General features: G+C 50.9%; 14 protein-coding genes and 1 pseudogene. 7 read left to right on the top strand and 8 right to left on the bottom strand.

The features are described 5' to 3' along the window. The first annotated feature begins 67 nt into the window (after positions 1 to 67). Positions 68 to 2448 (top strand): annotated as a pseudogene (locus tag ACJ69_RS06490) (glucose/quinate/shikimate family membrane-bound PQQ-dependent dehydrogenase). A gap of 117 nt (positions 2449 to 2565) precedes the next feature. Here ACJ69_RS06490 and ACJ69_RS06485 read toward each other — a convergent pair. From ACJ69_RS06485 to ACJ69_RS06475, 3 genes are all read right to left on the bottom strand, one after another. Further along, positions 2566 to 4257 carry a methyl-accepting chemotaxis protein gene (locus ACJ69_RS06485; RefSeq protein ID WP_059346707.1) on the bottom strand — a complete coding sequence of 564 codons (1692 nt, stop codon included), beginning with the start codon at positions 4255 to 4257 and terminating at the stop codon, positions 2566 to 2568. A 160-nt stretch (positions 4258 to 4417) separates the two neighbouring features. Beyond that, positions 4418 to 5536: an S-(hydroxymethyl)glutathione dehydrogenase/class III alcohol dehydrogenase gene (locus ACJ69_RS06480; RefSeq protein WP_032657150.1), complete on the bottom strand. Its 1119-nt coding sequence runs from the start codon at positions 5534 to 5536 to the stop codon at positions 4418 to 4420. A 31-nt stretch (positions 5537 to 5567) separates the two neighbouring features. Then, the gene (locus tag ACJ69_RS06475) at positions 5568 to 5843 is read right to left on the bottom strand and encodes a metal/formaldehyde-sensitive transcriptional repressor (protein ID WP_003857256.1); all 276 of its coding nucleotides are present in this window, start codon (positions 5841 to 5843) and stop codon (positions 5568 to 5570) included. Positions 5844 to 6092: 249 nt separating this feature from the next. Between ACJ69_RS06475 and ACJ69_RS06465 the strand changes: the two genes are divergently transcribed. Continuing rightward, positions 6093 to 7300, top strand: a protein-coding gene (locus ACJ69_RS06465) for an IS3 family transposase (RefSeq protein WP_116799391.1) whose coding sequence is annotated in 2 segments (ribosomal slippage) — positions 6093 to 6414 and positions 6414 to 7300 — 1209 coding nt in all. Because the reading frame shifts where the segments join, the coding sequence is not laid out codon by codon here. Positions 7301 to 7511: 211 nt separating this feature from the next. On the opposite strand, the gene ACJ69_RS06460 is transcribed toward ACJ69_RS06465, so the two are convergent. Both ACJ69_RS06460 and ACJ69_RS06455 read right to left on the bottom strand, forming a co-directional pair. After that, a complete protein-coding gene (locus tag ACJ69_RS06460) occupies positions 7512 to 7919 on the bottom strand; it encodes a hypothetical protein (RefSeq protein ID WP_029740541.1) in 408 nt (135 codons plus the stop codon). 1320 nt (positions 7920 to 9239) lie between these two features. Beyond that, positions 9240 to 9937, bottom strand: a protein-coding gene (locus tag ACJ69_RS06455; protein ID WP_103215986.1) for an IS1-like element IS1A family transposase whose coding sequence is annotated in 2 segments (ribosomal slippage) — positions 9240 to 9688 and positions 9688 to 9937 — 699 coding nt in all. Because the reading frame shifts where the segments join, the coding sequence is not laid out codon by codon here. 191 nt (positions 9938 to 10128) lie between these two features. Here ACJ69_RS06455 and ACJ69_RS23920 point away from each other — a divergent pair. Both ACJ69_RS23920 and ACJ69_RS06445 read left to right on the top strand, forming a co-directional pair. Continuing rightward, on the top strand, positions 10129 to 11919 hold the full coding sequence (locus tag ACJ69_RS23920; protein WP_071886595.1) for an LTA synthase family protein: 1791 nt from the start codon (positions 10129 to 10131) through the stop codon (positions 11917 to 11919). 456 nt (positions 11920 to 12375) lie between these two features. After that, positions 12376 to 12966, top strand: a complete 591-nt coding sequence (locus ACJ69_RS06445) for a LysE family translocator (RefSeq protein WP_059346705.1) — start codon at positions 12376 to 12378, stop codon at positions 12964 to 12966. A 5-nt stretch (positions 12967 to 12971) separates the two neighbouring features. Here the strand turns inward: ACJ69_RS06445 and ACJ69_RS06440 are convergent, their stop codons facing one another. Together ACJ69_RS06440 and ACJ69_RS06435 are read right to left on the bottom strand one after the other, a co-directional pair. Further along, positions 12972 to 13670 carry a substrate binding domain-containing protein gene (locus ACJ69_RS06440; protein ID WP_233424642.1) on the bottom strand — a complete coding sequence of 233 codons (699 nt, stop codon included), beginning with the start codon at positions 13668 to 13670 and terminating at the stop codon, positions 12972 to 12974. A 332-nt stretch (positions 13671 to 14002) separates the two neighbouring features. Then, positions 14003 to 14965 (bottom strand): LysR family transcriptional regulator, encoded by a 963-nt coding sequence (locus ACJ69_RS06435; protein ID WP_054830365.1) that lies wholly within the window; start codon positions 14963 to 14965, stop codon positions 14003 to 14005. A gap of 89 nt (positions 14966 to 15054) precedes the next feature. Here ACJ69_RS06435 and ACJ69_RS06430 point away from each other — a divergent pair, with 89 nt between their 5' ends. The 3 genes from ACJ69_RS06430 to ACJ69_RS06420 all read left to right on the top strand — a co-directional run bounded on the left by ACJ69_RS06430 (position 15055) and on the right by ACJ69_RS06420 (position 16716). Then, the gene (locus tag ACJ69_RS06430) at positions 15055 to 15531 is read left to right on the top strand and encodes a GNAT family N-acetyltransferase (RefSeq protein WP_029740546.1); all 477 of its coding nucleotides are present in this window, start codon (positions 15055 to 15057) and stop codon (positions 15529 to 15531) included. 124 nt (positions 15532 to 15655) lie between these two features. After that, on the top strand, positions 15656 to 16324 hold the full coding sequence (locus ACJ69_RS06425; RefSeq protein ID WP_054830369.1) for an epoxyqueuosine reductase QueH: 669 nt from the start codon (positions 15656 to 15658) through the stop codon (positions 16322 to 16324). A gap of 119 nt (positions 16325 to 16443) precedes the next feature. Continuing rightward, positions 16444 to 16716, top strand: a complete 273-nt coding sequence (locus ACJ69_RS06420; protein ID WP_059346704.1) for a DUF883 family protein — start codon at positions 16444 to 16446, stop codon at positions 16714 to 16716. Between the two features lie 29 nt (positions 16717 to 16745). Here the strand turns inward: ACJ69_RS06420 and ACJ69_RS06415 are convergent, their stop codons facing one another. Next, the gene (locus ACJ69_RS06415) at positions 16746 to 17936 is read right to left on the bottom strand and encodes an EAL domain-containing protein (protein WP_232248344.1); all 1191 of its coding nucleotides are present in this window, start codon (positions 17934 to 17936) and stop codon (positions 16746 to 16748) included.

The following is a 17936-nucleotide window of genomic DNA, read 5'->3' as shown; positions in this document are numbered from 1 at the left end:
TCTTCCCGCAATTATTACCCAACTGGTACACACCCGACGCTGCGGGGGGGATCGAAAGGAGAAAGACATGGCATTTGGCAGCGCGCCGCGCGGGATACCTCGTATTCTGCAGTGGCTTCTTGCCGGACTGATGATGCTCATCGGTCTGGCGGTCGGCGGGTTGGGCTTTAAGCTCGTCACCGTAGGCGGAAGTGGATACTTCCTGATAATGGGCGTGGTGATGGTGATTGCCGCGATCCTGATTTTCCTCAATCGCAGCAGCGGGATCGTGCTTTACGGCATCGCCTTTATTGCCTCGCTGTTCTGGGCGGTAAGCGATGCGGGCTGGGACTTCTGGCCGCTTTTCTCTCGCCTGTTTACCTTTGCCGTACTGGCCTTCCTCTGCGCCATCGTCTGGCCTTTCCTGCGCGCGGCAAACCACAGCTTTGCGAACAAGGCGCCCGCTTTTGGCGTCGCGGCCGTGCTCGCGGTGGCCATGCTGGTCAGCCTGGGCTGGATGTTTAAGCCACAAACCCTCGTGGCAGCGAACGAGCCCGTTCCGGTGAAACCCGTCGCCCCAGGCGAGCAGCAAAAGAACTGGGAGCACTGGGGCAATACCACCCACGGCGACCGTTTCGCCGCGCTGGATCAGATTAACAAGCAAAACGTCAGCGATCTGAAAGTCGCCTGGGTTGCGCACACCGGCGATATTCCGCAGAGCAACGGCTCCGGCGCGGAAGATCAGAATACCCCCTTACAGGTTGGCGACACGCTGTACGTCTGTACTCCATACAGTAAAGTGCTGGCGCTGGACGTGGATTCCGGCAAAGAAAAATGGCGCTACGATTCCAAAGCCACAGCGCCTAACTGGCAGCGCTGCCGCGGTCTGGGCTATTTTGAAGACCATTCAAGCGTGACAACGTCACAGAAAGAAACACAGCCTGCGGCATGCCCACGCCGTCTGTTCCTGCCGACCACCGATGCCCGCCTGATTGCCATCAACGCGGATACCGGCAAGGTCTGCGAAGACTTCGGCGACCATGGCACCGTGGATCTGAGCGTCGGCATGGGCGAGATCAAGCCCGGGTATTATCAGCAGACCTCCACGCCGCTGGTCGCAGGCAATGTTGTTGTCGTCGGCGGTCGCGTCGCGGATAACTTCTCCACCGGCGAACCGCCGGGCGTGGTGCGCGCCTACGACGTGCACACCGGTAAGCTGGCGTGGGCGTGGGATCCGGGTAATCCGAACCTGACCGGCCTGCCGCCGGAAGGCCAGACCTACACGCGCGGCACGCCGAACGTCTGGTCAGCGATGTCTTACGACGCTAAGCTGAACCTGATCTACCTGCCAACCGGCAACGCCACCCCGGACTTCTGGGCGGGCGAACGTACCGCGCTGGACGATAAGTACAGTTCCTCCATCGTCGCCGTGGACGCGACCACCGGTCAGGTGCGCTGGCATTTCCAGACAACCCACCACGACCTGTGGGACTTTGACCTGCCTTCCCAGCCGCTGCTGTACGATCTGCCAGACGGTAAAGGCGGCACCACGCCTGTGCTGGTGCAGACCAGCAAGCAGGGCATGATCTTCATGCTTAACCGCGAAACCGGCAAGCCGGTGGCGAAGGTAGAAGAACGTCCCGTTCCGGCGGGTAACGTTGAAGGTGAACGCTACTCTCCGACCCAGCCGTATTCCGTGGGCATGCCGATGATTGGCAACCAGACGCTGACCGAATCCGACATGTGGGGGGCGACGCCTGTCGACCTGCTGCTGTGCCGCATTCAGTTTAAAGAGATGCGTCATCAGGGCGTCTTCACCCCGCCGGGTCTCGACCGTTCCCTGCAGTTCCCTGGCTCACTCGGCGGGATGAACTGGGGCAGCGTCTCCGTTGACCCGAACAACAGCCTGATGTTCGTCAACGATATGCGCCTGGGCCTGGCAAACTACATGGTGCCGCGCGCTAACGTGGCGAAAAACGCCAGCGGCATCGAGATGGGCATCGTACCGATGGACGGCACGCCGTTCGGCGCGATGCGCGAACGCTTCCTGTCACCGCTGGGCATTCCGTGCCAGAAGCCGCCGTTTGGCACCATGTCGGCCGTTGACCTGAAAACCGGCAAGCTGGTGTGGCAGGTGCCTGTCGGCACGGTGGAAGATACCGGGCCGCTGGGCATTCGCATGCACATGCCAATCCCAATCGGCATGCCGACGCTGGGCGCATCGCTCTCTACCCAGTCCGGCCTGCTGTTCTTCGCCGGCACGCAGGATTTCTACCTGCGCGCGTTTGATACCGCCACCGGGAAAGAGATCTGGAAAGACCGTCTGCCTGTCGGCAGCCAGTCCGGCCCGATGACCTACGTGTCGCCGAAAACCGGTAAGCAGTACATCATCATCAACGCCGGGGCGCTCGCCAGTCGCCGGATCGCGGGGATTACGTTATCGCGTACGCGTTACCCGATAAGCAATAAGATGTGAAAAAGGGACCGAAAGGTCCCTTTTTTTTGCCCGGTGGCGCTTCGCTTACGCGGGCCTACCGATTTACGTAGGTCGGGTTAGCGAAGCCGCCACCCGACAAAACACGCCACTCAGAACGTCTCCCAGTTATCCCCGGAAACCGTCGCCGCCGGACGCAAAGGCGCGTTCTTCGCCACTGGCGCAGACATCACCGCGCGGCCCGACTTTGCACCACTCAGACGAAATGCCCCGACCGCCTCGGTCAGACGCGCGCCCTGTTCTTCCAGAGACGCGGCTGCCGCAGAGGCTTCTTCCACCAACGAGGCGTTCTGCTGGGTCACTTTATCCATCTCAGAAATCGCCTGGCTCACCTGCACGATACCGCGGCTCTGCTCATCGGACGCGGCGGCAATCTCCAGCATGATGTCGGTCACGCGTTTAACCGCTTCGACGATTTCATTCATGGTGTTACCGGCAGCCACAACCTCACCGGAGCCCTGGTCGATCAGCGAGACCGATTCGTTAATCAGGCTTTCGATCTCTTTTGCGGCATTCGCACTGCGGCTTGCAAGGGTTCGGACTTCGCTTGCCACCACGGCAAACCCGCGCCCCTGCTCGCCCGCACGCGCCGCTTCTACCGCCGCGTTAAGCGCCAGGATATTGGTCTGGAACGCAATGCTGTTGATAACGGCGGTGATCTCGGAGATTTTTTTCGAACTGGTGGAGATATTGCCCATGGTTTTGACCACGCCGGAGACCATCTGGCCGCCGCGGCTGGCTTTCCCGGAGGCATCTTCCGCCAGCTTGCTGGCATGATGGGCGTTATCGGCGTTCTGCTTCACCGTCGCGGTAAGCTGTTCCATGCTTGCAGCGGTCTGCTCAATGGCGGCGGCCTGCTGCTCGGTGCGCGAGGAGAGATCGGTGTTACCGGCAGAAATCTCGCTCGTGCCGCGGTAGATCTCCTCCGCCCCCTGACGTACGGTGCCCACGGTGTTTTCCAGCGAGTGCTGCATGGTTTGCAGATCGCGCGTCAGGCGGCCAATTTCGCTGCGCCCGGCCACGTCGTCCGGCATCGTCAGGTCGCCTTTGGCGATATTCTCGATACGTTTCGCTGCACGCTGCAAAGGATTAATGACCGTGCGGCGGAGCACGACAAAGGTCATCGCCGTCAGCACCAGCGCCAGCGCAAACGCGCCCACCATAAACATCAGGCCCAGCTGCGTGCGGCTGTGCGCCTGCGCCGTCAGCGCATTGGCACGCTCGGTACGGATCTTGATCGCCTTCAGCAGTACGGCGTTGTAAGCGTCATCCAGCGGACGCGCCTTTTCGTTTTCGTGGTTGATAATCGCTTCGAACATGCCGTTTTTGGCAAATTTCACCATCGGCTGCATGCCCGCAATATAGGCGTCGTACCGGGCCTTGAGATCCTCATCCAGCGCTGCCCCCTCAGCGGTACGCACGGCACGATTCATATAGGCGGTAAAGCTCTCCTGGGACTGCTTAATGCGCGTTTCCGCCTCGCTGATGTTCTGCTTCATCGCATCCATCTCCGCGATGCGGCTTGCCGCACCGGCGTGGATCAGATTGATACGCGCGGTTCGCAGATGGTTTGAGCTGTTCGACAGCCCCATACGCACCTGAATTTCGGATGTGACATCCTGCTGATCGTTATCGGCCTGCAGCAGGAAATACCCCGCCAGACCAGAGCTCAAGGCGAACAGAAGAATAATGCCACCGAGAATGGAGGAAAACAGCGGAACCAGCCTGATGTGATGCAAGAAGCTCAGCTTGCGCTGCGCCTGCATCGAAGTAGTGTTGTCCATGACCGTCGACTCTCTTGTAGGTAAGATGCGTAAAAACATGCGTGTTAAATAGTCATCGGCACGGTAGGGATTTAGATTACGGCTAAAAACGCCGCACTGGTCACACTTTAGAGAAGATTATTAAAGAAACGCCAGCGGTGAAAAACCGCTGGCAGAAGAGTTACTTGTCGCCGAAATGAATGACGGTACGGATGGATTTTCCTTCGTGCATCAGATCGAACGCCTCGTTGATCTGTTCCAGCGGCAAACGGTGGGTGATGAACGGGTCGAGCTGAATCTTGCCGACCATGGCATCTTCAACCATACCCGGAAGCTGGGTACGGCCCTTCACGCCGCCAAACGCGGAACCGCGCCACACGCGACCGGTGACCAGCTGGAATGGTCGGGTTTTAATCTCCTGGCCCGCGCCGGCCACGCCAATGATAATGCTCTCGCCCCAGCCTTTGTGGCAGCATTCGAGCGCGGAACGCATCACGTTCACGTTGCCGATACATTCGAAGCTGAAGTCAACGCCGCCGTCGGTCAGCTCAACGATGACGTCCTGAATCGGTTTTTCGTGATCTTTCGGGTTAACGAAATCGGTCGCGCCCATTTCACCCGCCAGTTTGAATTTCTCCGGGTTGGTGTCGACCGCGATGATACGACCGGCTTTCGCCTGTACCGCGCCCTGAATGACCGCCAGACCAATGCCGCCGAGACCGAACACCGCCACGGTGTCGCCCTCTTTGACTTTTGCCGTGTTATGCACCGCACCAATGCCGGTGGTTACGCCGCAGCCCAGCAGGCAGACTTTATCCAGCGGCGCCTGCGGGTTCACCTTCGCCAGCGAGATCTCCGCGCAAACGGTGTATTCGCTGAAAGTGCTGGTGCCCATGTAGTGATAAACAGGCTCGCCGTTATAGGAGAAACGGGTGGTACCGTCCGGCATCAGCCCTTTCCCCTGCGTGGCGCGAACCGCCTGGCAGAGGTTGGTTTTACCGGATTTACAGAACTTACACTCGCCGCACTCCGCCGTGTACAGCGGGATAACGTGATCGCCCGGCTTAAGGCTGGTCACGCCCTCGCCCACTTCCACGACAATCCCGCCCCCTTCATGACCCAGCACCGCCGGGAAGACGCCTTCCGGATCGTCACCGGAGAGCGTAAACGCATCGGTATGGCACACGCCGGTATGGGTGATTTTGATCAGCACTTCGCCTTTCTTCGGCGGTGCCACGTCGATTTCAACGATTTTCAGCGGCTGGCCGGGACCAAATGCAACTGCAGCGCGAGATTTCATCATGTCTTCCCTTTTTGTCAGGTGTGTGGGTTTATTTTAGATAAGAGCGAAGCAAATGGCCGACTTCTGCCATGCGTACGGCTCGCTGATCCGGCGTGGTTTCCCCCGTCACCAGCTCATCTTTGAGGTGAATTTCAACCATTTCGCCCATCAGGCCATTGGCAGCCCCGCGCACGGCGGCGATTTGCTGCAGGATGGCCAGACAGGGATCGCCCGACTCCAGCGCGCGCTCAAGGGCATCAACCTGGCCCCGAATGCGGCGGACGCGAGTAAGAATACGTTTTTTATCTTCGGGTGAATGCGGCATACGCCCTCCTGATACTATAGGGGGGTATGGTATATTTTAAAGCAGCTGTATGTAAACCTTAATTTCTATATAGCTATCATGCAATTACTCAGCCATTGATTAATGTATGCATCGAAATGGCTGCCATTCATGCTTTCACCAGAAGCTACAAGGGAGTGTGATGTAGCCCCCTGAAACACCGGACAGTAGCTGTATCTCCAGATAAGAGATAGGCTTGAATATATGTCTAACACTAACGCCAATTTTGAGATGACCGGGATCCTGTTAGGGCAAGAAGCCCGTAAACGTAAAACTCCTCAGGAGAAGATCGCCATTATCCAGCAGACGATGGAGCCGGGCATGAATGTCTCCCATGTCGCCCGCCTGCATGGTATCCAGCCCAGCCTGCTGTTTAAGTGGAAGAAGCAATATCAGGAAGGCAGCCTCACCGCCGTTGCGGCCGGAGAGGAAGTCGTTCCTGCTTCTGAGCTTACTGCTGCTCTGAAGCAGGTCCGGGAACTTCAGCGCCTTCTGGGCAAGAAGACGATGGAAGTTGAGATCCTGAAAGAAGCCGTGGAGTACGGCCAGTCGCGAAAATGGATAGCGCACGCGCCCTTGTTGCCAAAGGACGGGGAATAGCCCTGGTCAGCCGCACCATGGGCGTGTCGCGTGCGCAGCTGTCACTGCGGATTAACCGTTCTGCCGACTGGCAGGACAGGCGCTGTAACCGGCGTAATGACGAAGCAGACGAAGAAATACTGTCGGCTATCCTCGACATCATCAGCGATATGCCGAGTTATGGTTATCGACGCGTGTGGGGCATCCTGCGCAAGCAACGTCGCACAGAGGGACAGCCACCTGTGAACGCCAAACGGCTTTACAGGATAATGAGCGAGCATAACCTGTTGTTGTTGCATGACAAACCAGAGCGACCGAAGCGTGAACATAAGGGCAAGATAGCGGTGGCAGAAAGCGATATGCGCTGGTGTTCAGATGGCTTCGAGTTCGGCTGCGACAACGGCGAAAAACTGCGGGTAACGTTCGCGCTGGACTGCTGCGACCGTGAGGCCATAGACTGGGCAGCAAGCACGGGAGGCTATGACAGTTCGACCGTGCAGGATGTGATGCTGAGGTCGGTGGAAAAGCGCTTCGGCGACAGGCTACCGGAAACACCAGTGCAGTGGCTGACGGATAACGGTTCAGCGTATACCGCGTATGAAACGCGGAGGTTCGCGAGAGAGCTGAATCTGGAGCCCTGCACAACAGCGGTGAGCAGCCCGCAGAGTAATGGCATGGCCGAACGGTTCGTGAAAACGATGAAAGAAGACTATATCGCGTTCATGCCAAAACCGGATGTGAGAACAGCACTGCGAAACCTTGCAGTAGCGTTCACGCATTACAATGAAAACCACCCGCACAGCGCGCTGGGATATCACTCCCCGAGGGAATACCGGCGGCAGCGGACATCGTTAACTTAAGATACAAAAGCTGTCCGGAGATGGAGGGTCAAGATCAAGCTACAAGGGAGTGGGTACGTCAGGATATAGGCGGGAAAAACTGGGGAAATTGCTGCCGATGGTGCAGTGCCAGCCGTCAAGTTTATCTGGCATGCTACGTCGCATGCCATTGGTAATCAAAAAAACAGAGTGCCGAGTTGATTGAAAATATTCAGTTATATTCTACCAGATATTACCAGAGTTTTACGCTTCCGTCTGGCTGCTTACCACCAACAGGAGACATGTCATACGCTTTGGTTACACATTTTTGAATGCCATCTTTAAGATGCTTTACCATTTTTTTATCTGAATTATTCTGTTCAAAATAATTCACATTGGTAACATTGTTTTTACTGTAAATCTCAGCTTCACCATACGGCCCGGCGGGATATGTAAGTTTATAACCCCAAAACTCTTCTTTATAGCCAGCCAAAATGTAGGGATCGTAATCAGCAAATACATCAGCAATGCATAAAGCTACTCTTTTTGTATCGCTCTTAGTCGTATATACAGCGTCAGGGGTACCATGTTTAGGTGGTTCCTGCATAATTGAACACCCAGATAATGTAAGAACTGCTAATGCAAGAATAGGTTTTAACATGTCAATTCCATTTAAGTATTTATAAGTGCATGAATAAGATACCTTATTTTGATAATTGTGTCTTGCATTTATTTTATAATCTATACGACCTGAGGATATCGTCTACTGTAGCGAAAACATTTCTCATTTCATCCACCGTTCTGGAGTGTGCCTTTCCTATAACATATTGTCTTAGGCCAGTCAGAGCACGGAGATAAAGCTGACAATATTGGCAACGGGGAGCTCAGCCGCCATCGGTTGGAAGGTCATCGGCCATGACTGTTTTTCAGAGTTGAGCCTTCTCAGGCAATCTCCTCAAATCCGTCTCCGAAGGATCCGGCCCGTGTTATGTAAGTAAACTCCCCTTCCATGCCCGTCTGAAACTGGGTTCTCCAGGTAAATGTTTCAATCGCCACTTTTCTTCCGGGCATAAAAAAAGCCCGCCGAAGCGGACCAGATAGCAGGCACCGATCAAAGTTTTTTTCTTCAATTCTTCTAGCCTACTGTTATCTCGCTCAGTAAACACAGTTGCATCAAACAACACCTGTTTATCAGCACCTTCTGTTCTCATCACTGTCGTAGTGAAAACAGCCTCAGACGCAGCGCAAAGTGTTCCCCATTTCGAATTCTTAGGTGGCGCCAGAGCCCATTTAGCTTCTTCATTCGATTTAAGCCCACCAGGAATGTTGTAAAAACATCACTCACCAACCAAGGAGTTGAGCGTTCATTGCTGGTTATCATGCATCGAAGGTATGCTCTGGAATTAGTAGTATCGGAATTATTTTTTACAACCAGTCTTGTTACGGGCGGAGGCTTACTGTCTTCTTCTGATTCCTTGAAAAGGGTGGAAGATAAAACCTTGATTTTCACAAACTCCTCTTGGGCCTTCTCTGAGTGAGCACTTTATCTTAATTTCCTCGCATTACAGATTACCTCCGGGCTGGAGCTGCTTGGCAATCCCTGCGGACTGATCGATGGTCTGCTGCAAACCCGAGAAATAGAATCGTTATCACCGTAAGTTTGCTGCTGAGAGTTTTGGTTTTGAACGATTATAGAGGTTCAAACAGTTACGCCACCAGCAGCAAGAGATTGCACACCTTGCATAGGCATCCGCCCAACATAGCGTTATGCTCCTTGCATCAGCGCAATGAGATTACCAACCAGGTTACGAGGATGCAGAAATGATGTATCGGTATATTCGTTCTGGCTCAAGGAGTTCGATGATAAGCAGGCGTACCTGTTGAACGAGTATTGTCAGCAAAAGGCTATCCCGGTACGTAGTCAGAACTGATTCAATTCGCCGCTTCGGATGGGGCTCACTCTGTGGGTAATGACTCCAAATTATTGATAGTGTTTTATGTTCAGATAATGCCCGATGACTTTATCATGCAGCTCCACCGATTTTGAGAACGACAGCGACTTCCGTCCCAGCCGTGCCAGGTGCTGCCTCAGATTCAGGTTATGCCGCTCAATTCGCTGCGTATATCGCTTGCTGATTACGTGCAGCTTTCCCTTCAGGCGGGATTCATACAGCGGCCAGCCATCCGTCATCCATATCACCACGTCAAAGGGTGACAGCAGGCTCATAAGACGCCCCAGCGTCGCCATAGTGCGTTCACCGAATACGTGCGCAACAACCGTCTTCCGGAGCCTGTCATACGCGTAAAACAGCCAGCGCTGGCGCGATTTAGCCCCGACGTAGCCCCACTGTTCGTCCATTTCCGCGCAGACGATGACGTCACTGCCCGGCTGTATGCGCGAGGTTACCGACTGCGGCCTGAGTTTTTTAAGTGACGTAAAATCGTGTTGAGGCCAACGCCCATAATGCGGGCGGTTGCCCGGCATCCAACGCCATTCATGGCCATATCAATGATTTTCTGGTGCGTACCGGGTTGAGAGGCGGTGTATGTGAACTGTAACTGCCATGTTTTACGGCAGTGAGAGCAGAGATAGCGCTGATGTCCGGCAGTACTTTTACCGTTACGCACCACCCCGTCAGTAGCTGAACAGGAGGGACAGCTGATAGAAACAGAAGCCACTGGAGCACCTCAAAAACACCATCATACACTAAATCAGTAAGTTGGCAGCATCACCCACTCTGTGATTGACCTATCCTTGAGCATCAAATGCAAATGTTTGAGTATTTGTTGAAGTTAGCTATTGAGATAGGATCTTACACTTCTGTTAATGACATGATATACTAAGAATTATTAATTTTATGGTTCAAAAAATGAACGTGCACTTCAACACTGCGGCTCTCACTTCAACTAATTATTCAAAAAAAGTAAAATCTTCACTACTAGATTTCATTTTTATTGTTCTTTTTTTTACAATAGCTATAACGGGCATTAAAAATTCAATACCATTACCAAACTTTTTATATTCAATAATACACTATATCTGGCTTGCAAGTCCTTTACCGTTAGCCTATATTTCTCTTCGCCTATTAAGAACACCATCATTAATTTCAGCTTATACAGTCTTTATAATCTTTAAGTTGTTAGATTATATAAGCAACACGAAATTATCCCTCACTGGTGAAGTTCTTTCCTGGAATGATTTATTTTCAGGGTCTAATATATCCATTGCAAAGCACTATCTTACCCCTTGGCCAGTGTTTTATCTGTTCCTCGCAATATCATTTGGTATAATTTTATTTTTTATCAGCCGTGTTTTCTACACGACAAAGAAAAACCAATTATTTCTTGCGATTAGCTTTGTCATAACATTACCCTTTTCATTTTATTCCCATTTTAGCACCCTCTTAGGGGAGGATAATATCCTCGCCAGAAAAATGACATTGATTGCTATAGAAATGAATGTGAGCTATATATCGTGGAATTGGCCTGTAAACCTACAGGAAAATGGAATGGCAATGCATATTTTGATGACAGGCTCACGTAAATCTGCACCTTTGGCTGACAAAAATAACAAAGACAGCTATTCCCTTGAAAAATCAGCAGGTAGTGCATCATTACCAAAACATAAAACTATTATTTATGTGCTCTGTGAGTCATGCTGGTATGACAATGAAAATTTTAAAGAAATTATCAATCCCTTATTAAAGGAAGGCTTTGTATCTTTCCGTGCGACCTCCCCAGTTTATGGCGGAGGCACTGCAAATGTTGAATTTGAAATGCTAACTGGGCTACCAAGCAACTCAAGAGTTTTATCTGGAACAATTTATCAAGAATATGCCTCGCAGTTCAAATCGGGTTCAGACACTATTGCAAGCGTTTTAAGACAAAAAAACTATACTACTTATGCAGCACATAATTATATAAAAGAATTTTGGCATAGAGATATTGTTTACAAAAAATTCGGCTTCGAACAATTTGATGGCCTCAATGAAATGTCCAATATAAAACTACCCGATGAAATTGTCGCAACCAAAAAGAAATGGCAGTGGCAACCCGATGATTACCTTCTTTATAGGTCAGCAATTGAACATCTAAAAAAAGCCGATGGAAAAAGTATTTTCATGAATTTGATTACTATGTCTACACATGGCCCATATCCTAGAGAGAATGACTCGGGAGAGTATGTATATGCATATGAATTAAAACAGGCTATTGAACGGTTCATTGATTTCTCAAAAGAAGTGCGAGAAATAGATCCTAATGCTGTTATCGTTATCTATGGCGATCACAAACCCGCCTTGAATAAATTTTTTATGGACAAGAATGTCTTACCAGCAAATCTTTTCAGCAAAACAGGTGATCGCGACAACGATTTTGTATTTAAATGGGATATAAAACCGACTGATTATGGCGATGTACCCGTGTTTATTTCTGCAGGCAGTAATACTAATTTACAACAACTCGCTATGGAAGCAAATAATCAACCTTACTTTTGTGTTTCATCCCTCATAGATAAACACTTAATTAATTCTGGTCTACCAAGCTTCAGATACAATATTAAAAATGGTTGTTCCAACACAAGCCAATCATATCAAAGAAAAATCAATGCAATGCCTTCATGGGTATATTCAATGGCCTTATTCGAAGGCAATGAAAAATGAAATTATTTTCTTACAAGCCCCTCCTACAGCAATTATCGGGGTGTCGTAACTGACAATTCTAAAGGTGAAAATATGACTGACAACAAATGATAGCATATTCATCACTTTTAGAACCGGCCGCCGGTGGAGCGCAGTTAATACCACCGGGATCTGGACGGCATTGACTTGGTATAGTTGGCGGGGGATAGTTGTATGATCAATCCCCCGCTCTCGCAGGCATCAGCTCCATAACCATCTGCGTCAGCCAGCGCAAATTCCCCAGATGGTGATCTTCACGACATCTGCTGCGGGTCTGTATTGTGTCATTGTGCGTCGTTTCTGTTTTAACTGCCCTCTCAAAGCAAAACATCAAACACACCTTTAGACAAAAGCCACTTACTCTGACAAACGTTACCAGATAGTCTTCTAAAAATTCGCAGTTCATGTGCTGCAGATAAACCAACCCACGGAGATAAAATGCTGGTACTTTTTACAATGCTTATATTTTCACTGACGCTTTCGTTTTCTCCTGGCCCGGTTAATATGGTGATTATCTCGTCTGGTGCCGTTCATGGTTTCAGAAAGACCTTTTCATTTGTCTCCGGTGCAACGATAGGGTTTACGTTATTACTTATCTTTATATGTTTCGGCTTTTACGCTGCAATCGAAAAATATCCCGTATTTTTCAGGTATCTTAATATTGCCGGTTCTTTATTTATCATGTATCTGGGCTATAAGATAGCGTCGTCACGGTCCGATATATCATTAACAAAAACGGATTCACCCGGTTTTGTTCAGGGTTTTGTCATGCAGTGGATCAACCCAAAAGCATGGACCGCGTGCGCCTCTGGGGCTGCGATGTTTTCTGAACCCTCAACCCCTGTGACAGCACTCATCTTTATCACGGTCTATTTTTTTGTCTGTTACCTGTCGCTTTCTGCATGGGCATTGATGGGAGAAAAGGTGTCGACGCTGCTCAGGAGCACGCGGCAGCTCCGTACGTTTAACGTGTTGATGGGCGGACTGTTGCTTATTACGGCGTGTTACATGCTCTTTTTAGCATTTTAAACCCGTTATAACGCGTGAAACTCAATTGCGTTATAAATATCATTAATCAATTTGTAGGCAATACTGCTGGTCGACATATTAGAAGGCCATACGGCATAGACTTTCAGCGGTTCTAATGACCAGTCTGGAAGTATTTCCTGCATTTCTCCACGCTTAACGTCCTCTTCGCTTAAATAGCGAGGAGGTGCTGCAAGGCCAATTTGTTGTCTGGCAAGGGCATAGGCGGCTTCGACATTATCTACATACACCGTGGGCGTATACGTCACTACAGCCACTTCCCCATTTTTATGCCGGAATTCCCGGTTATTCTGCCTCATATTGAGTCCAATCCATGGCAGTCGCACCAGGTCATCAGGATGCGTAATCGTCGGGTAATGGCTGAGCAATTCCCGGGACGCAACTACCTGGCGCGGCAGCACAAAAAGATGGCGCGCTTTAAGTGAACTGTCCGGAAGTTCGCCGATTCGAAATGCCACATCGATACCGTCGGCAATAATATCTCTGCGCGTATCGCTGTAAGAGATATTCAGTAAAAGGCCCGGATGACGTTTTATAAAATCGGCCAGATGGCGAGTAAACGCACTCTTCAGAAAAACGGCAGGAAGAGAAATAGTCAGCTTATTGGCCGTTGAGATTGAACGCTGCTTAAATTCAATGACCCCCTGCTCATACAGCGCCAGCATCGATTTGGCCGTTTCCAGCAAATTGGCGCCATCGTGAGTCAGAGAGAGTTTACGGGTGTTTCTGTAGAGCAACGCGCAGCCAAGATTTTTTTCCAGCTTTGATAAATGCGCGCTTGCCGTTGCAGTTGTAAGCCCTAACGCTTCTGCCCACCTGAAATGGATCCTGCCTCAGCAATCTTTGCAAACACTATCAGATAACGAATGTCATCAATCATTTATCGTCCTGTCGCGACGGCGTTCCTGCGAACTATGCGTTTAATCATAGAGTTACGATATCGTACTTTCCTCCCGGCCGCATCTCTTTTTACTGTGTGGACTTTAGCGCCCTACTCATTTTGCGAGGCGCTGCAGCGTCAACCCGGCGACATCCTCTCCTGGGAGCCGGACTGCCCGGAATGACGCGCCTGCGCCAGCGTTTGCAGCTCCTCCTTAAGCCAGCGGGTCGCGCCCCGCTGGCCGCTGCGTTTATGCGAGTAAATTTTCACTTCAAACGTGCGTATCGAAAACGGTAAAGGAAAAATCCTCAGGTCCGCTGCCGTAGCCAGCTTCTCAGCGGCAAACCGGGGGATCGCCATCAGCAGGTCGCTTTCCGCAACGATAAACGGCGCGCTCAGCATCGACGGCGTTTTGATCGCGATTTGTCGGGTATAGCCCAGCTGTTCGAGCCGCACGTCCAGAACGCCCTGCTTTTCATTCCATGGCGTCACCACCAGGTGTCGGGCCGCGAGATACTCCTCCAGCGTCAGACGCGTCCGGCGCGCGTTGCTGATGACCACATACTCATCTTCAAACCAGTCGATCTCTTCCAGCTCCGGGTGCCGGATATCATCCTGAGTGCTGAACCCCAGCGCAAGATCCACTTCGCCCGCCAGCAGTTCCGTCAGCGCCGGGCTGTGCGGCAGATAGCGCAATTCGAAATGCAAACCCGGGGCCGCAAGCTGCAGTTTGTGCATCAGCGCCGGGAAAATGCACAGCGCGGTAAAGTCCGTAATCCCAATTTGTAGGCTTTCGGTACTGCTGGACGGGTCAAACTCCGGCTGCGGGGTTAGCTCATGATTCAGGAACGACAGTGCGGAAGCAATGGAAGGCGCAAGCTGAGTGGCATACACGCTGGGGGACATGCGATGCCCTTCCCGAAAAAATAGCGGGTCATTAAGGGTGATTCGCAAACGCGACAGCGCATGGCTCAGTGCCGATGTGCTCATCGCCAGCTCATCAGCGGCAAGCCGAACGGAACGGTGGCGGTAAATCGCGTCGAATACGGGCAGCAGGTTTAAATCAAGACGCCTCAGCACTGGATGCATAATATTCATCATTTGTTGATTTCATTGCACTTAATTCTTCGGACAATACTCCGTATGCTTAACGCCATCAATCGAACACAGGCTAAAACACAGGAAAAACAATGAGCATCACCATTCGTCAGGCCCGCCCCGAAGATGCGGCGGCAATATACGCCATGATCTACGAGCTGGCGGTTTATGAAAAAGCGCCGGAAGAGGTGGTTACCACGCCGGAGGAGATCCGCGAAACGCTCTTTGACGCAGGCACAAAAACCGAAGCGTTGATCGCGGAGTTTGACGGCAAGATAGCCGGGTATGCCGTGTTCTTCACCAGCTATTCGACCTGGCTAGGACGCAACGGGATTTATATGGAAGACCTGTACGTTTCTCCGGATTATCGCGGTAAAGGCGCGGGAAGAGCGCTGCTGAAACATATCGCGCAGCTCGCGGTAAAACGGCAGTGCGGTCGCCTTGAATGGAGCGTTCTGGACTGGAACCAGCCCGCCATTGATTTTTACCTGAGCATAGGCGCGCTGCCGCAGTCCGAGTGGGTTCGCTATCGTCTTGATGGCGACGCGCTGCTGAAATTTGCCGAATAGCGACACGTGGTACCGGAGAAGATCCCGCCCCGCGGGATCGCTCTGTCCTGCCTTGATCCCGCCTCAACAGATTCTGAATTTATGCTACCCTTCCATAAATTTCATAAACATATTGCAGAACGCCATGACGACAACCCCTTTTATCCGCCCACAACTTTCCCTGCCAGACGGTGCCGACAGGCTGCTGTTGCACTCCTGCTGCGCCCCCTGCTCGGGTGAAGTAATGGAAGCTATCCAGGCGTCGGGGATTGACTACACGATTTTCTTCTACAACCCCAATATCCATCCACAAAAGGAATACCTCATTCGGAAGGAGGAGAATATTCGCTTTGCGGAAAAACACGGTGTGCCGTTTGTTGATGCCGATTACGACACCGATAACTGGTTTGAGCGCGCGAAAGGCATGGAATGGGAACCCGAGCGTGGCGTCCGCTGCACCATGTGCTTCGATATGCGTTTCGAGCGTACGGCGCTCTATGCGGCAGAAAATGGATTCAGCGTCATCAGCAGCTCGTTGGGGATCTCCCGCTGGAAAAACATGCAGCAGATAAATGACTGCGGCCAGCGTGCTGCCGCGCGCTATCCGGGTATGGTTTACTGGGACTATAACTGGCGTAAACAGGGCGGCTCCTCTCGCATGATTGAAATCAGCAAGCGGGAGCAGTTTTACCAGCAGGAATACTGCGGGTGCGTTTATTCGCTCAGGGACAGTAACCTGCATCGTAAGTCTCAGGGCCGCCCGCTGATTCGCATCGGGAAACTGTATTATGGTCAGGATGACAATGAGAAATAACGGGTTCCCGGTATAGAGATATATCCGAAAACAGCCCTGACATGTACCGAATTTAGGCTTACGTCTCCCACATCCACAAAGAGCGGCTATCCTTTAATTATCAACAAAAGGAGGCAAAAATGTCTGATTTCGGTACTGATAAAAACACCCAGTTTGCTGAAGATAAAGCAAAAAATAAATTTGATGAGCTTGCAGGTTCAGCGCAGCAGCAGTTTGGTGAATTCGTCGATTCACCAAAGCATCAGGTAAAAGGTGCGGCTAAAAAATACGCCGCACAGGCCAGCGATGCCGTCTACGACGTCACTGAAGCTGTCAGAAATAATCCCCTCACCGGCCTCGTCGCAGCGGGTGCGGTCGGTATTGTTCTCGGCCTTCTGCTGGGTCGAAAATAATAAAAGGCCCTTCGGGGCTTTATTTTTTCTTAGCTAAAAATCCTGACCATCCGGTCTAACTCTTCCTCTTTCACAGCCCGCGATAAATAATATCCCTGAAAGTTTTTGACGCCCAGCGCGACTAATTTTTCAAACTTTTCTTCACTATCAACCCCCTCGGCAATACAGTCCGTTCCGGTCATGTCGCTGTAAAGCTGTATCGCTTTAATCAGGTTATAGTCATTATCGTTTGCCACAAAATGCTCAACGATGTCGCGATCCAGCTTGAGTCCATCAAAATGCACCTGCCGCACCGGGAACATGGTTTGATGATTAGAGAAACAGTCATCCAGAAACAATCGACACCCCGTATTACGTAAATGCCGCATGGTTTCAGGGATCCTCTTGTCCTTCGTCACGTCAATATCTTCTGCGAATTCAAAGACCAGCTTTTCGGCCCACTGAGGTTTGAGCAGCATGTCGATAGCTTTCTTTGCCATATCGGGCAATGCATTCCCGGAGGCCAGACGAGGCGGAATATTCACAGAAAAATAGTATTTACCGTTATACTTATTAATCCCGGACACGGCGGCATGAATGACTAACGCTGTTATTTTCAACCATATCTCATGGTTTGAAATATCCGTGAGAAAACTGGCCGGCTTGACAATTTTACCGTTTTTATTCCAGCGGATCAGTATCTCAAAGCCTACGCCTTTTTTGTCACGATCGGTAATGATCTGATAAGCAGGGAAGATCTCTTTTTTATATAATGCATTAAAAATCTCTGTTTCCTTATCCGTAAACTCCGTGTTTTGACTCCGCCGCTTGATACTTCTTTCCGCATTGAAATTGTGCGAATCGTGTAGCCACCGCTTAATTAAGCGTAATTTCAGCACGCCTTCCTTACGGTGCGTATAAACCGTTTTATTAGAAAGCCCCATTTCATCGCACATTTCTTTTACGGACATGCCGCGGTAGAAATTTAATAAAACGTCAATCTCTCTTTTTGTTAACCACTTTACGTTGTCTTGCGAAGAATTATCCTTGTAGCGATCGCGTAATAAATACGAACGATCCTTAAAAACATGATGGTGCGTTTGAGAACCAGTGACGACATCCGAAACGCGGGCTATGCGAATCAAAGATAATTGATAACTATTATTTAAAAGAGTGCCCAGGGTGCGATATAGCCAGCCATCCGGTATGTCGCCATACAGGGTAACGGGTAATGACTCCAA

This window comes from Enterobacter asburiae, assembly GCF_001521715.1.
GTDB lineage: Bacteria > Pseudomonadota > Gammaproteobacteria > Enterobacterales > Enterobacteriaceae > Enterobacter > Enterobacter asburiae.
This window is presented reverse-complemented; position numbering and strand designations above follow the sequence as displayed.